Origin of the sequence: Streptomyces sp. NBC_00090 (genome assembly GCF_045160815.1) — a bacterium.
GTDB lineage: Bacteria > Actinomycetota > Actinomycetes > Streptomycetales > Streptomycetaceae > Streptomyces.
Window position 1 is genome coordinate 2,741,353 of record NZ_CP108224.1, and the last position, 13,809, is coordinate 2,755,161.

A 13,809-nucleotide genomic window follows, 5' to 3' on the forward strand; every position below is an offset into this window, starting at 1 on the left:
GTACGACTCGGGTCACTTCTGTTGTCCTTCCACGTGGGTGGATACGGGCGGGGCGGCGGCGGGTTCACCGGGGGCGACGGGCGGCACCGGCGGGGTGGAGAGGATGCGGACGACGGCGCAGGACCAGGTGAATCCGGCCCCGACGCCGGCGAGCAGGCAGTGCTCGCCGGGGCGGAGTTCGCCCCGGGCCGCGAGGTGGGCGAGGGCCGCGAACTGGTCGGCGGCGCCGAGGTGGCCCACGGTGCGGCCCCAGTCGAAGACGGTGCGCTCCTCGGGGATGCCGAAGGGCTGGAAGAAGGCGGCGTCCAGGCGCCGCCACCCCAGGTTCGGCAGGATGAAGCGGTCGATCCGGTCCAGGGTCACGTCGGCCTCGGCGAGGGCCCTCTTGAGGGCGGCGCGCTGTCCGGCGGAGACCCGGGCGACGGTGAACGACATGCCCGCCGCGCCGACGTAGGCCCGCTTGTGGCGTTCCATGTCGACGACGGGGTGCCGGCCGAACGGCGCCGCGCCGAACGGGTCGTCGCCCCGGTGCATGCCCTCCAGTTCGGAGTCGGCGACGGTGGCGAGGCTCAGCAGCCTGGCGAACCCGGTGCGCCGGGAGAGCACGAGCGCGGCCCCGGCGTCGCCGTACAGGGTGCCCGGGTCCGAGCGCCACCGGTCGAAGGCCGGCTCGCAGAACCGGTCTCCGGCCGTGAGCAGCGCCGCCGACCTGGTGTCGCCGGCGAGCAGGTATCCGGCGGCGAGGTCGAGGGCGGCCATGCCGCCGTTGGACATCTGCCGCACCTCCAGGGCGGGGCCGTCGCCGCACGGCACCTCGCGCTGGATGTACGAGGCGGGCGGCCACAGGTCGTGGCCCTGGTAGTGCACGGTGGCGTGCAGCAGCAGGTCGATGTCGGTGGGGCCGAGCCCGGCGTGGGCCATGGCCCGGCGGCCGGCGGTGACGGCGAGCACCGGTCCGGGCTCGGACGTGGACACCGCGACGCTGTCCATCCGCGTCTGCCGGGCGGTGCGCTCGTCGATCCGCCCTTCGGCGACGGCGTCGCGCACCCGGCGGGTGGCCGGGACGCTGCTGCCGACCCCGGCGATGAAGACGTCGCGTTCGTACCTCAACTGGGTCCCTCCACTGGAGTGCTTGGGGCTTCCGTCGGGGAGCCGGTCAGCCCCGCGCGCCCACCGGCTCCTCGACGGGACGGTCCGCCGCGGGCCGTCCGGCGGCCCCGGCCTTCGCGACCGCGGGCTCGTCCCGCGTACCGGCGTTCCCGTCCTGCGTACCGGCGTTCCCGCCCTGCGTACCGGCGTTCCCGCCCTGCTTGTGTCCGTCGAGCCGGAGCGACCAGAGGGCCGCGCAGGCGACGGCCGCCGCGCCGATCCAGAGGGCGGTGCGCATGCCGTCGACGAAGGTGTGGGCGTCGGTGTAGCCGCCGTGGCCGGCGAAGACCGCGGCGAGCACGGCGACACCGAAGACACCGCCGAGCTCCCTGATGGTGTTGTTGACGCCGGAGGCGATGCCCTCCTCCTCACGGCGTACCGCGCCGAGCGCCAGGTTGGCGGCGGGCCCGAAGTACAGCCCCATGCCGAGCCCGTTGAGGACGAAGGCGGGAAGCAGGGTGAGGAACCCGGAGGTCTCCGTCACGGTGGCGGCGATGAGCGCGAGGCCCGCGGCCTGGAGCACCATGCCGGCGATGACGATCGGCCGGCCGCCGATCTTGTCGGAGAGGATGCCGCCGATGGGCGCGGCGATCAGCGTCATGCCGGTCCAGGCGAGCAGCCGGACGCCGGCGCCGAGCGGCGAGGCGCCCTGCACGGTCTGCACGTACTGGGTGACGAGGAAGATCGAGCCGAACATGCCGAAGTACATGAGGAGCGAGACGCCGTTGATGGCGTTGAAGCCGCGGTTGCGGAAGAGGGAGAGCGGCATCATCGGGTTCGGGGTACGGCTCTCCCAGACGAGGAAGGCGACGAGGGCGACGACGCCGACCGCGAATCCGCCGAGGACCCGGAGGCTGGTCCAGCCGGCCGCGTTGCCCTCGACGAGGGCGAAGACCAGGCCGAGCATGCCGAGGCTGGCGAGCACGGTGCCGGCCAGGTCGAGCGGCTTGCGCTCGCCGTGGCTCTCGGCGAGCCAGCCGGGCGCCATGGCGAGGAGGGCGATCCCGATCGGCACGTTGATCCAGAAGATCCACTGCCAGGACAGGTAGTTGATGACCACACCGCCGACGACGGGGCCGAGCGCCACCGCGAGCCCGCCGACCGCACCCCAGATGCCGAGCGCGGCACCGCGCTTGTCCGGCGGGTACGCGGCGGAGAGGAGCGTCAGGGTGAGCGGCAGGACGATCGCGGCGCCGATGCCCTGCACGCCGCGGCCGGCGATGAGCATCCCCATGCCGGGGGCGAGGGCGGACATCACGGAGCCGACGGTGAAGACGGCGATGCCGAGGGTGAAGAGCCGCTTGCGCCCGAACCGGTCGGCGACGACGGCGGCGGACAGCAGGAGCACGGCGAAGACCAGGGTGAAGGAGTTGACCGTCCACTCCAGGGCGCCGAGGCTCGCGTGCAGACTGTCCCGGAGCTCGGGAAGCGCGGTGGTCACGACCAGGTTGTCGAGGGACACCATGAACACGGCCACCGCGGCGACGGCGGCGGTCCGTCCCGGATGCCCGTGTGTCACCCCGGGACTTGTGGGCGGTACATCGATGGAGGCCATCGTGGGAACCCTCTCCTTCTTCACAACGTCGACTGCTGCCGTGAAGAAGGTCACCCCGGGCGATAGCGCACCACTGGAGCACTTCTGAAGCGTGCCGGGGGCTGATCCGGGGCCGGGTCCAGGTCCAGCTTCCCGCACCCCAAGGCGCTGATGGACCGGGTGGGCGGGGTGGGACATAAGGTCACTCGATGACGAGCGGGACGACAATCGGAATGACGAGCTGGGACGAAGCCGGGATACGCGCTCGGATTCGGGAAATGGCGGCAGGGGACCCGGAGCGGGCGCTCTTCGGGGCGGGCACGCACCGGTACGAACTGGCACCCGCACTGCCCGAAGCGGAGATCGGCGCGTTCGAGGAGGAGCACGGCATCCGGCTGCCCGCGGACTACCGGTCCTTCGTCGCGGAGGTGGGCAACGGCCCTGCCGGCCCCGGCTACGGGCTGATGCCGTTGACCGTCCCCCGGCCGGAGGCCGTCGAGGACTGGGCCGCGGACGGCGAGTGGCAGGAGGACCGGCTGCCGGGCCGACTCGCCACGCCGTTCCCCCTCACCGACCCCCTGCCCGGCGCGATCGGCGCACTGGCCGATGACCTGACCCCGGGCACGCTCATGCTGGCCGACGAGGGCTGCTGCATGTACATCCGGCTGATCCTGACCGGCCCGCGAGCGGGCGAGATCTGGCGCCTCGACCCGGACTGGGGCGGCTTCGTCCCGGCAAGCCCCGACTTCCGGACCTGGTACACGGAGTGGCTACGTCACCCCTGATCCGCTATGGCCTGAACAAACGCGGAGCGAGGGCGCTTACGCGGCTTCCTCCATGGCTACGAACGGAAACACCCCCGCACCGAAACGGACCGGGCGGGGGAGCTTCGCGCTCGGGAGTCAGACAGACCGCTCGATGCGCTCGAAGATGTCCGAGTCCGTCTCCTGCTGCCAGAAAAACAGTCACGAAGAGTGAGCACGATCAGGCACCCCGCTTGAAACCAGAAAGGGCCCCTGATCAGGCGAAAAACCTGACCAGGGGCCCTCCCCACGTGGGCCGACAGACGAGTCGGGCTGTACGCCGGGTTCTGTGCCCCGGGACCTCGCGGTCGTCGGGGCGACGGCCATCCATCTAGGACCGGCGTTGCCGCCGGCCTCCTGCGGTCTACCCGCGGACTCGGGCGAGCAGCCCTCGAACATCCGCGCAGGGACACCGAGGTGTCCCCTCTTGACCTTGCTCCGAGTGGGGTTTACCTAGCCGCCTGAGTCACCTCAGGCGCTGGTGGTCTCTTACACCACCGTTTCACCCTTACCGAGGACCGAGGTCCCCGGCGGTCTGTTTTCTGTGGCACTGTCCCGCGGGTCACCCCGGGTGGCCGTTAGCCACCACCCTGCTCTGTGGAGCCCGGACGTTCCTCGGGAAGATCCGAGGATCTCCACGCGGCCGCCCGCCCGGCTCGTCTGCCGTGCCGACCATGCTACCCGCCGATTCAGAGGAAGTCGGCCGTCTCCAGGTCGAAGCCGAAGGGCGCGGGGAGAGGAAGCGACTTGCCGAAGGGCACGGCGTGGAGTTCGCGATAGTCGCCGCTCTCCGGGTCGGTGAAGAGCGTGACCGTGGACGTGTCCCGGTCGACCAGGAGGTAGAGCGGGATGCCGCCACGGGCGTAGCAGCGGCGCTTGACCTCCCGATCGGCGTTCGGCCGGCTGGAGGTGACCTCCAGCACCAGCGCCACGCCGGAGCAGGGCATCCAGGAGCCGGCGCCCGCGAACAGGTCGGCGTCGACCGGAGCGAAGGTGAGGTCCGGGATGACGTGGTTCCTCGGTCGCTCCACGGCGCTCGGCGACTTCAGGCCCTTGTTGCCCGAAACGTCCATGTCGACCACGGACCGCCTGATCACCTGCCTGAGAACCCGGCTGATGTACTTCTCGTGGTCCCCGTCCGGCGGCGGCGTCACGACGATCTCCCCCTCGATCAGCTCCGCGCGGAAGCCCTCCGGCGTGTCCAGCGCCAGGAAGCCCTCCAGCAGGATGTCCGCCTGCGTGAGCGATTCGTGCGGCATGGCAGTCATGTCGTCAGGCTCGGACATCGAGGCACCTGCCGTCCGTCGGATCGGGGTCGTTCCCTCGATCGTGGCACATGATCGAGGAGCCGTACCGGAGCACGCTTGACCTTGTCGCAGCGTCAGGGTTTCTACTGGGGCCCATGCGTATCGGCGAGATCGCCGCACTCGTCGGGGTCACCCCGCGGGCCGTGCGGCACTACCACCAGTCGGGCCTGCTGCCCGAGCCCGCGCGGCGGGCCAACGGGTACCGGGAGTACGGGATCCGGGACGCCGTGCTGCTCGCCCGGATCCGGCGGCTGACCGAGCTGGGGCTCGGGCTCGACGAGGTGCGCGGGGTGCTCGCGGACGACGAGGGGCGCGGGCTCGTGGAGGTGCTCCGGGAGCTGGAGGAGGACCTCGCCCGGCAGGAGGCGGTCATCCGGGAGCGGAGGGAGCGGCTCGCCGCGCTGCTCGACCGGGCGCGGGACGGGCTGCTGCCCGCCGACGGGCCCGTGTCGGCGGAGCTCGCCGAGCTCCTGGCGGGCCTCGGCCCGGCGTCCGACTCGCCCATGGCGGCGAAGGACCGCGAGATCCTCGCCCTGCTCGACACCGTCGTCCCGGAGGAGGAGCGGGCCCGGCTGATCGGCCTGCTCCGCGGGACGGCGGAGTACGCGCACGAGGTGTACGCGCTGCTCGACGCCCTCGCCGGGGCGGAGCCGGACGACCCTCGGGTGGCCGAGGCCGCCCGGGCGCTCGCCGCCTGTCTGCCGGACGAGGTGGGTGTGGAGCTGCCGGCCGAGGGGGCGGGCGGGCTCGCGGACGTCTTCTTCGGCGACCTCGGCCCCGCCCAGTCCGCCGCCGTCCGCCTCGCGCTGCGCCTCGTCCAGGAACGGCAGCAGGAACTGCAGCAAGAACGACTGCAGGAACGACAGGAGGGTGACCGATGACCGGCGACACACGGGAGGGCACGACCGTCCGGGTCCGCCCCAGATCCGGGATCCTCCGGGTCCTGCGGCTCGTCGCGTACACCGCGCTGCCCGCCGAGGTCGTCCTCGCCGTCTGCCTCGTCGCCGGGGTGCGGATACCCGGGGTCGTCCTCGCCGTCGCCGAGGTGCTGGTCGTGCTGCTCGTGGCGGCCGAGGGGCTCGTCCATCTGCGGCTGCGACGGCGCGGGCTCTCCGCCCGGGAGGCCGTGGCCGAGCTCGTGCCCGAGCCGGTGCTCCGGCTCGTCGGGCACGAGCTGCGGCTGATGACGAGCCTGGCGCGGTGGGTCGCGCGGCGGCCGCAGGGGGTCGGCGGCGCGGACGGGGTGTTCCCGCACGCCCGCGACCAGGCCGCCCTGATGTACGGCTTCGCCTTCGTCTGCCTGGTCGAGACGGTCGGCATGTCGTATCTGCTCGCCGACTGGCCCGTCGTCCACGCGGTCGTCCTCGTCCTGGACGTCTACACCGTGCTCTTCGTCCTCGGACTGCACGCGGCCTCGGTGACCCGCCCGCACCTGCTGACCGGTGACGTCCTGCGGCTGCGGCAGGCGGCCCACGTCGACGTGCGCGTACCGCTCGGCCTGATCGCGGCCGTCCGGCACGAGTCGCTCTTCACCCACGAGAAGACCGAGGGCGAGCTGAACCTCGCGGTCGGCTCGCAGACGACCGTGACGATCGAGCTGACGGAGCCGGTCGACGCGCCCCGGCTGCTCGGCGCGCCCCGGCCGGTACGGGTGATCCGCTGCCACGCGGACGATCCCCGTGACTTCTTCCGGGCCCTCACACGGGCGCGAACAACACCTTCGCCGATCCCGGGTCCGCCTCCGCCAGCCTGACCCGCAGCCACTCCCCCAGCGGCAGCCGGGCGTCGCCGCCCGCGATCCGGGCGACGACCGCCGGGTCCTCCAGGTGGACGGTGCCGACGGCCGGTTCGCGCTCCTTCACGTCGATCACGTACGCCTCGAAGATCTCGCCGACCCGCTCCTTCAGGAGCGCCGCCTCGACGATGTCGACGCTCTCGCGCTCGACGGTGTTGGCGCGGCGCGAGCCCGCCGCCATCTCGTCGGGGAGCGTGGGCAGCGCGGCCCGTACCCATTCGGGCGGCTCGTTCCCGGCGACCGCGGCCACGCACAGCTCGCCCGCGTACCGGTCGACGAGCCGCCGCAGCGGCGCGGTGCAGTGCGTGTACTCGTCGGCGACGGCGGCGTGCACGGCCGGGGTGGGGACGTGGCCGTCGGTGAAGACGGTGTACCCGGCGCCGCGCAGGAGGGTGGTGCACTCCTGGAGGAAGGCGGCGTGGCGCGGGTTCGCGGGGTCGGCGGAGCGGACGACGTCGGCGTACGAGACGTGGTGCGGCCAGTCGACGCCGAGGGCCCGCGCGGAAAGGCGCAGCCGGGCGACCGCGCCGTCCGGGGCCGTGGGGAGGGTGCGGAGGATGCCGGTGCCGGCGGCGGTCATGAGGTCGGCGGCGGCCATGCCGGTGAGCAGGGAGATCTGGGCGTTCCAGCCGTCGGCGGGGAGCGGCGCCCGGTAGACGAGGGAGTACGTGTGGTCGGTCTCGACGATCTCCTGCTCGGGGACGTTGAGGGAGATCCCGCCGCGCTCGGCTTCGAGGGCCTCGCGGAGGCGGCCGATCTCGCGGAGGAGCGCGAGGGGTTCCTCCGCCGTACCGGAGTCGATCTGCCGCTGCACGCCCGCGTAGTCGAGCTTGGCGCGGCTGCGGACGAGGGCGCGGCGCACGTCGGTGGCGACCCTGCGCCCCTCGGCGTCGAGGTCGATCCGCCAGAGCAGCGCGGGGCGGGGCTCGCCGGGGAGGAGGCTGGCGGCGCCTTCGGAGAGGACGGCGGGGTGGAGCGGGATCCTGCCGTCGGGGAAGTAGAGGGTGAGGACCCGCCGGTGGGCCTCGGCGTCGAGCGCGGAGCCGGGCGTGACGAAGGCGGCGACGTCGGCGATGGCGTAGTGGACGCGGTAGCCGCCGTCGGACCGCCGGGCCAGGTGCATGGCCTGGTCGAGGTCGGTGGAGGTCGGCGGGTCGATCGTGAGGAACGGCAGGTCGGTGGCGTCGTACGCGGGGAGCCGGGGGGCCTTCGCGGCGGCCTCGGCCTCGGCGAGGACGGCGGGCGGGAAGGCGTCGGGGATCGCGAGCTCGGTACGGAGTGCGCGCAGGGCGGCCCGCAGCGGAGCCTCGGCTGCGCCGGTCACGTGGATGTGGCGGCGTGGCATGGACCGAGCGTATGGCTGGGGACGGGGGGCGGCACCTCGTAGGCTGGACGGCCGGGGCCGCACCCCCACCCCGTACGTACGAAGGAGAACCACCGTGCTCGTGCTGTTGCCGCCCTCCGAAGGCAAGGCCTCCTCGGGGCGCGGGGCGCCGCTGAAGCCGGAGTCGCTGTCCCTGCCGGGGCTCGCGGAGGCGCGGGCGGCGGTCCTGGACGAGCTGGTCGAGCTGTGCGCCGCCGACGAGGAGAAGGCGCGGGAGGTCCTCGGTCTGAGCGAGGGGCTGCGCGGCGAGGTCGGGAAGAACGTGGAGCTGCGGACGGCGGGCGCGCGCCCGGCCGGCGAGATCTACACGGGTGTCCTGTACGACGCGCTGGGCCTGGCGACGCTGGACGCGGGCGCCCGGAAGCGCGCGGGGCGGTCCCTGCTGGTGTTCTCGGGGCTGTGGGGCGCGGTCCGGGTGACCGACCGGATCCCGTCCTACCGCTGCTCGATGGGGGTCAAGCTGCCGGGTCTCGGCGCGCTGGGCGCGCACTGGCGGGGCGCGATGGCGTCCGTGCTGCCTGGGGAGGCCGGGGACGGGCTCGTCCTGGACCTGCGCTCGGCGGCGTACGCGTCGGCGTGGAAGCCGAAGGGCGAGCTCGCGGCGCGGACGGCGACCGTGCGGGTGCTGCACGCGCCGACCCGGAAGGTGGTCAGCCACTTCAACAAGGCGACGAAGGGCCGGATCGTCCGGAGTCTCCTGGAGTCGGGCGCGGAACCGGCTTCGCCGGCGGAGCTGGCCGAGGCGCTGCGGGATCTGAGGTACGTGGTGGAGGACGGCGGCAGGGCGGGGGCGCTGGACGTGCTGGTGGACGAGATCCACTAGGCACCCGTTGCACCCTGCGCAACGGTCGTTGCATATCACGCTCGCCGTGGGCACGATGAAGCCCATGACGAGCGTGTTCGGTCTTGCCCCGGAATCCCCCGTCGTCCCCGTGGTCGTGATCGAGGACGCCACCGACGCCGTACCCCTGGCCCGCGCCCTGGTGGCCGGCGGACTGCCGCTGATCGAGGTCACCCTCCGTACCCCCGCCGCGCTCCACGCCCTACGAGCCATCGCGGCCCAGGTGCCGGAGGCCGTCGTCGGCGCGGGCACCGTCGTCTCGCCGGCCGCGGTCGCGGACGCGGTCGGCGCCGGGGCGCGGTTCCTGGTGAGCCCGGGGTGGACCGAGCGGCTCCTCGGCGCGATGCGGGAGTCGGGCGTGCCCTTCCTGCCGGGCGTCTCGACGACCTCGGAGGTCGTGGCGCTGCTCGAACGCGGGGTGGAGGACATGAAGTTCTTCCCCGCCGAGGCGGCGGGCGGCGTCCCGTACCTGAAGTCCCTCGCGGGCCCGCTCCCGCAGGCCCGCTTCTGCCCGACGGGCGGCATCTCCCCCGCCTCCGCCCCCGCCTACCTGTCCCTGCCGAACGTCGGCTGCGTCGGCGGTACGTGGATGCTGCCGCGCGACGCCGTCGCGGCCCGCGACTGGTCCCGGGTCGAGGCGCTGGCACGCGAGGCGGCGGCACTGGACGAACCTGTGGCCGTCAGCTGCTGACGGCCCCTGCGCGGACCCGTGCCCGTCAGCCGCCGACGGGTTCGGGTGCGGGTGCGGGTGCGGGTGCGGGTGCGGGTTCGCCCCGGAACTCCACCGTCAGGTGGTCGGTCACCGGGCGGTAGCCCAGTCGCCGGTAGAGGGCGTTGCTGGTGGGGTTGGCGAGGTTCGCGAAGAGGAGGACCTGCGCGACACCGCCGTCGAGGGCGGCCCGGCTGACCGCCTCGGTGGCGCCGGCCGCGTAGCCGCGCCCTCGCTCGGCGGGCGGGGTGTAGACGAGGTGGACCCGGGCCTGGCCCTCGATCGTGGGCGATACGCACGCCATCGACACCGGGTGCCCGTCGGGTGCCTCCCAGAGGACGAGGCGGCCTTCGGTGACCCGTTCCGTGACGGGCCCGGTGAAGTCCTTGTCCGTGACGTCCTCCCCGATGGCCAGGGCGAACTCCCGCGCCCAGGCGGCGGTGAGCGGGATGTCCGCCGAGGTGGCGACACGGGCGCGGCCGACCGGGGCCGGGTCCGGCGGGACGAGCTCGCCGAGCCGGAAGAGCCGCATGCGGCCCGCCGTGGCCCAGGGGCGGCCGGTGGCCTCCGCGAAGGCCTCGACGGCCGCCGTCTCCCCTCGTACGGCCGTCGGCTCCTCGCCCTCGGGGAGGACGAGGGCGCGGGCCGCCTCCACCGTCACCGCCCCGAAGGACGGCTCGCCGGGCGAGGACACCGCGAGCACCCCGGTGACCCGGCCGTCCGGCTCGGCCCACCAGCCGAGCCGCCCGGCGGAGCCCATGAGGGTGAGCACGGCGGTGTTACGGGCCGCCTCGGCGGCCAGCAGATCGGCCGCAGCGGTGCGGAAGGCGGCGGCGTCCTCGGTGAAGTACCACGTCATGGACGGTGATGGTGGTACGCCCCGGACGGGACGTCCAGCCCTTTTCAGCGCAGGTGCGAGGTGTCGTTGAGGAGCCGTACGGACGCGTTGCCGTCCGCGTAGTACGCCACCGCCGAGATCGAGGCCGCCGACAGCTCCATCCGGAACAGCGACTCCGGCGGGGCGCCGAGCGCGAGCCGGACCAGCGTCTTGATCGGGGTGACGTGGGTGACGAGGAGGACGGTACGGCCCGCGTGGGCGGCGGTCAGCCGGTCCCGGGCGGCGGCGACGCGCCGGGCGACGGCCGCGAAGCTCTCGCCCCCGCCGGTCGGCGCGGCCTTCGGGGAGGCCAGCCAGGCGTCGAGGTCGTACGGGTACCGCTCGCGTACCTCGCCGAAGGTCAGCCCCTCCCAGGCCCCGAAGTCGGTCTCGCGCAGCCCGCGCTCGATCCGCACGTCGAGCCCGAGGCGGGCGGCGACGGCGGCGGCCGTCTGGCGGCAGCGGGTGAGGGGCGAGCTGACGATCTCCTGGATCGTGCCGCGCGCGGCGAGCGCCTCGGCGACGGCCTCGGCCTGGCGCAGTCCGGCCGCCGACAGCTCGGGGTCGGTGCCCCCGCTCCCCGAGAACCGCTTCTCGGGGGTGAGCGCGGTCTCCCCGTGCCGGAGCAGCACGAACGTCGCGGGTGCCCCCATGTCGGGCCCCGCCCAGCCCTGCCGGGGGGCGGCGGAGGCGGAGGCCCCCGTGGGCGCGGCGGAGCCGGGAACGGCCGTGGGCTCGGCGGCCGTCGGCGGCTGGGCGTCCGGCGTCCCGCCCTGCGCGGGCGCGGCGGGCTCCGTGTGGACCACGGCGGCCGCCTCGGCCTCGAAGTCGCCGGTGGCCTCCGCGTGCGCGGCGGCCGACAGGTGCGCGGCGGCCGACACGTGCGCGGCCGAGGCGAGGGAGGCGCGGGCCTGGGCCGCGAGGGCCTCGTCGCGGGCGAACAGGCCGTCGTCGGGCTGCCCGGCGGACCCGGAGGTCCCGGTCGCGGAGGTCCCGGACCCGGAGGCCCCGGTCGCGGAGGTCCCGGTCCCGGAAGCCCCGTACCCGGCAGTCCCGGCTCCGGCGGGCGTCTGCGGTCCGCCCGGTCGCGGCGCCAGAGCCGCACGCGCGCGGGCCGCGCCCGCCGTCGCGTCGCCGGGCGGGCCCGACGGCGGCAGGCTCGCGGCGTTGCGGGCGGCGACGGCGTCCAGCGCCGCCGTCGAGCCGGACGGCTCCCACTGGCGGCCCTGCTTGCCCGCGTCCATCGCCTCGTTCGCGAGCCGGTCCGCGTGCTTGTTCATCTCGCGCGGGATCCACTCGTAGCGGACGCGGCCCGCCGGGAAGACCCGGCCCGCCTCGGCCGCCAGCGGCTTCATGTCCGGGTGCTTGATCTTCCAGCGGCCGGACATCTGCTCGACGACCAGCTTGGAGTCCATGCGGACGTGGACGGTGGAGTCCGGGAAGAGCGCCCGGGCCGCCTTGAGCCCCGCCACCAGGCCCTTGTACTCGGCGACGTTGTTCGTCGCCACGCCGATGTACTCGGCCGCCTCCGCGAGCGTCTCGCCCGTCACCGGGTCCAGGACCACGGCCCCGTAACCGGCGGGCCCCGGGTTGCCCCGGGAGCCTCCGTCCGCCTCGACGATCAGCTCACGCGACGACGTCATTACAGACCGGACTCCGAGGTGCGGACCAGGATCCGGCGGCAGTTCTCGCACCGGACGACGGCGTCGCGGGCGGCGGCCCGGACATCGTTCAGCTCGGTGATGTTGAGCTCGATGTGGCAGCCCTCGCACTTGCGCTGGTACAGCCGCGCCGCGCCGACGCCGCCCTGCTGCTCACGCAGCTTCTCGTACAGCTTGAGCAGGTCGGCCGGGACGGAGCCCGCGACGAGCTCGCGCTCCTTGGTCACCGAGGCGGCCTCGGCGTCCAGCGCGCCCTGGGCGGCGTCGCGCCGGGCGGTGGCGTCGTCGGTCTTGGCCTGGACGGCGGAGACCCGCTCGGTCAGCTCGGTGACGCGCTCCTGGACGGACTCGCGGCGCTCCATGACCTCCAGGACGATCTCCTCCAGGTCGCCCTGGCGCTTGGCGAGGGAGACGAGCTCGCGCTGGAGGTTCTCCAGGTCCCGCGGGGAGGCGGCGCCGGAGTCGAGCCGCTGCTGGTCGCGCGTGGCGCGCTGGCGGACCTGGTCGACGTCCTGCTCGGCCTTGGTCTGCTCACGGCCGCAGTCGCTCTCCTCGGTCTGCGCGGCGACGAGCAGGTCGCGCAGCTGGGTGAGGTCCTTGGTCAGCGACTCGATCTCGGCGTGCTCGGGCAGCGACTTGCGCTTGTGGGCGAGCTGCTGGAGTCGTACGTCCAGGCCCTGGACGTCGAGGAGGCGGATCTGGTCGGCGGGCGCGGCGTTCAGTTGGGGGCTCCAGGGGAGGTGTTATCGGAAGGGGCGCGCGAAGCGCTCCCCGAAAGGGCGGAGGCGGGGACGAGGTGGGCGGACCAGGGGTCCGTGACCGTCTTCGAGACGTGGACGCGGAGGTCCCAGCCGTGGCGGTCGGAGATCTCGTCGAGCTGGGCGGCCGCCTGCTCGCACCAGGGCCATTCGGTGGCCCAGTGGGCGGCGTCGACCAGACCCAGCGGCCCGGACAGTGTCGCGTGCTGGGTGGCCTCGGAGACCGGGTGGTGGCGCAGGTCGGCGGTGAGGAAGGCGTCCACGCCCGCGGCCCGTACGGCGTCGAAGAGGCTGTCGCCGGAGCCGCCGCTGACGGCGACGCGGCGCACGGTCATGTCCGGGTCGCCGGCGACCCGGATGCCCTGCGCGGTGGCGGGCAGCCGCTTCGCGGCGCGGGCGGCGAACTCGGCGAGGGTCTCGGGGTGGTCGAGCTCGCAGATCCGGCCGAGGTTGTTCTCGGGCACGAGCGGGCCGGTGATCCGGAGGTCGAGCGCGCCGGCGAGGGCGTCGGAGACGCCGGGATCGGCGGTGTCGGCGTTGGTGTGCGCCACGTGGAGCGCGATGTCGTTCTTGATGAGGTTGTGCACGACGCGGCCCTTGAAGTGGCCGGCCGCGACCGTCGTCGTCCCGCGCAGATAGAGCGGGTGGTGGGTGACGAGGAGGTCGGCGCCGAGGGCGATCGCCTCGTCGGCGATCTCCTGGACGGGGTCGACGGCGAACAGGACGCGGGTGACCTCGGCGTCCGGGTCGCCGCAGACGGTGCCGACGGCGTCCCACTGCTCGGCCCGCTGGGGCGGCCAGAGGGCGTCGAGCGCGGCGATGACTTCAGACAGACGGGGCACGGAGGAAAGGCTACCTGGCTCCCGTGCCCCGCAGTCCGGGCGTACCGGCCGGTCCGGTCGGTACGTGGCCCGGCGTACGCACGGTCCGGTCGGTACGCCAACCCCCGACGTCCGCACGGTCCGGTCGGTGCGCCACCTCCGACGTACCG

The 13,809-nt window shown here is 74.0% G+C and carries 13 protein-coding genes and 1 other RNA gene; 5 read left to right on the plus strand and 9 right to left on the minus strand.

Features of this window, described 5'->3' with window-relative positions; genetic code table 11:
- Positions 1–12: 12 nt before the first annotated feature.
- Positions 13–1,110 carry a ketoacyl-ACP synthase III family protein gene (locus OG361_RS12055; RefSeq protein WP_405853319.1) on the minus strand — a complete coding sequence of 366 codons (1,098 nt, stop codon included), beginning with the start codon at positions 1,108–1,110 and terminating at the stop codon, positions 13–15.
- A gap of 46 nt (positions 1,111–1,156) precedes the next feature.
- Entirely contained in the window at positions 1,157–2,704 is a 1,548-nt protein-coding gene (locus OG361_RS12060) for a DHA2 family efflux MFS transporter permease subunit (protein ID WP_405853320.1), read from the minus strand.
- Between the two features lie 257 nt (positions 2,705–2,961).
- Here OG361_RS12060 and OG361_RS12065 point away from each other — a divergent pair, with 257 nt between their 5' ends.
- Positions 2,962–3,468 carry an SMI1/KNR4 family protein gene (locus OG361_RS12065; protein ID WP_405853321.1) on the plus strand — a complete coding sequence of 169 codons (507 nt, stop codon included), beginning with the start codon at positions 2,962–2,964 and terminating at the stop codon, positions 3,466–3,468.
- 278 nt (positions 3,469–3,746) lie between these two features.
- Here the strand turns inward: OG361_RS12065 and rnpB are convergent.
- An RNA gene (gene rnpB / locus OG361_RS12070) (RNase P RNA component class A) lies at positions 3,747–4,145 on the minus strand.
- A gap of 30 nt (positions 4,146–4,175) precedes the next feature.
- Positions 4,176–4,754, minus strand: a complete 579-nt coding sequence (locus OG361_RS12075) for a Uma2 family endonuclease (RefSeq protein WP_405862202.1) — start codon at positions 4,752–4,754, stop codon at positions 4,176–4,178.
- Between the two features lie 134 nt (positions 4,755–4,888).
- Between OG361_RS12075 and OG361_RS12080 the strand changes: the two genes are divergently transcribed.
- Together OG361_RS12080 and OG361_RS12085 are read left to right on the plus strand one after the other, a co-directional pair.
- The gene (locus OG361_RS12080) at positions 4,889–5,674 is read left to right on the plus strand and encodes a MerR family transcriptional regulator (protein ID WP_405853322.1); all 786 of its coding nucleotides are present in this window, start codon (positions 4,889–4,891) and stop codon (positions 5,672–5,674) included.
- The gene (locus OG361_RS12085) at positions 5,671–6,546 is read left to right on the plus strand and encodes a hypothetical protein (RefSeq protein ID WP_405853323.1); all 876 of its coding nucleotides are present in this window, start codon (positions 5,671–5,673) and stop codon (positions 6,544–6,546) included. Before OG361_RS12080 ends, OG361_RS12085 begins: the two co-directional genes overlap by 4 nt.
- On the opposite strand, the gene OG361_RS12090 is transcribed toward OG361_RS12085, so the two are convergent.
- Complete coding sequence (locus OG361_RS12090) at positions 6,491–7,933, minus strand: RNB domain-containing ribonuclease (protein ID WP_405853324.1); 1,443 nt, start codon at positions 7,931–7,933, stop codon at positions 6,491–6,493. The genes OG361_RS12085 and OG361_RS12090 overlap by 56 nt on opposite strands.
- 94 nt (positions 7,934–8,027) lie before the next feature.
- Here OG361_RS12090 and yaaA point away from each other — a divergent pair, with 94 nt between their 5' ends.
- Complete coding sequence (gene yaaA, locus OG361_RS12095; protein WP_405853325.1) at positions 8,028–8,795, plus strand: peroxide stress protein YaaA; 768 nt, start codon at positions 8,028–8,030, stop codon at positions 8,793–8,795.
- Positions 8,796–8,859: 64 nt separating this feature from the next.
- Positions 8,860–9,504, plus strand: a complete 645-nt coding sequence (gene eda, locus OG361_RS12100; RefSeq protein WP_405853326.1) for a bifunctional 4-hydroxy-2-oxoglutarate aldolase/2-dehydro-3-deoxy-phosphogluconate aldolase — start codon at positions 8,860–8,862, stop codon at positions 9,502–9,504.
- Between the two features lie 25 nt (positions 9,505–9,529).
- On the opposite strand, the gene OG361_RS12105 is transcribed toward eda, so the two are convergent.
- The 4 genes from OG361_RS12105 to OG361_RS12120 are packed head-to-tail and all read right to left on the minus strand — an operon-like array spanning position 9,530 to position 13,660.
- A complete protein-coding gene (locus OG361_RS12105) occupies positions 9,530–10,381 on the minus strand; it encodes a GNAT family N-acetyltransferase (protein WP_405853327.1) in 852 nt (283 codons plus the stop codon).
- A 44-nt stretch (positions 10,382–10,425) separates the two neighbouring features.
- On the minus strand, positions 10,426–12,042 hold the full coding sequence (locus tag OG361_RS12110) for a bifunctional RNase H/acid phosphatase (protein WP_405853328.1): 1,617 nt from the start codon (positions 12,040–12,042) through the stop codon (positions 10,426–10,428).
- Positions 12,042–12,782 carry a zinc ribbon domain-containing protein gene (locus tag OG361_RS12115; protein WP_405862204.1) on the minus strand — a complete coding sequence of 247 codons (741 nt, stop codon included), beginning with the start codon at positions 12,780–12,782 and terminating at the stop codon, positions 12,042–12,044. The genes OG361_RS12110 and OG361_RS12115 overlap by 1 nt, the downstream gene beginning before the upstream one ends.
- Entirely contained in the window at positions 12,779–13,660 is an 882-nt protein-coding gene (locus tag OG361_RS12120) for a Nif3-like dinuclear metal center hexameric protein (RefSeq protein WP_384562058.1), read from the minus strand. The genes OG361_RS12115 and OG361_RS12120 overlap by 4 nt, the downstream gene beginning before the upstream one ends.
- Between the last annotated feature and the right edge of the window lie 149 nt (positions 13,661–13,809).

Bases quoted from the DNA above. Each gene is read 5' to 3' on its own strand.
- OG361_RS12060 (WP_405853320.1), bottom strand. From the start codon at position 2,704: ATGGCCTCCATCGATGTACCGCCCACAAGTCCCGGGGTGACACACGGG.
- OG361_RS12080 (WP_405853322.1), top strand. From the start codon at position 4,889: ATGCGTATCGGCGAGATCGCCGCACTCGTCGGGGTCACCCCGCGGGCC.
- OG361_RS12090 (WP_405853324.1), bottom strand. From the start codon at position 7,933: ATGCCACGCCGCCACATCCACGTGACCGGCGCAGCCGAGGCTCCGCTG.
- OG361_RS12110 (WP_405853328.1), bottom strand. From the start codon at position 12,042: ATGACGTCGTCGCGTGAGCTGATCGTCGAGGCGGACGGAGGCTCCCGG.
- OG361_RS12075 (WP_405862202.1), bottom strand. From the start codon at position 4,754: ATGACTGCCATGCCGCACGAATCGCTCACGCAGGCGGACATCCTGCTG.
- OG361_RS12065 (WP_405853321.1), top strand. From the start codon at position 2,962: ATGGCGGCAGGGGACCCGGAGCGGGCGCTCTTCGGGGCGGGCACGCAC.
- eda (WP_405853326.1), top strand. From the start codon at position 8,860: ATGACGAGCGTGTTCGGTCTTGCCCCGGAATCCCCCGTCGTCCCCGTG.
- OG361_RS12085 (WP_405853323.1), top strand. From the start codon at position 5,671: ATGACCGGCGACACACGGGAGGGCACGACCGTCCGGGTCCGCCCCAGA.
- OG361_RS12105 (WP_405853327.1), bottom strand. From the start codon at position 10,381: ATGACGTGGTACTTCACCGAGGACGCCGCCGCCTTCCGCACCGCTGCG.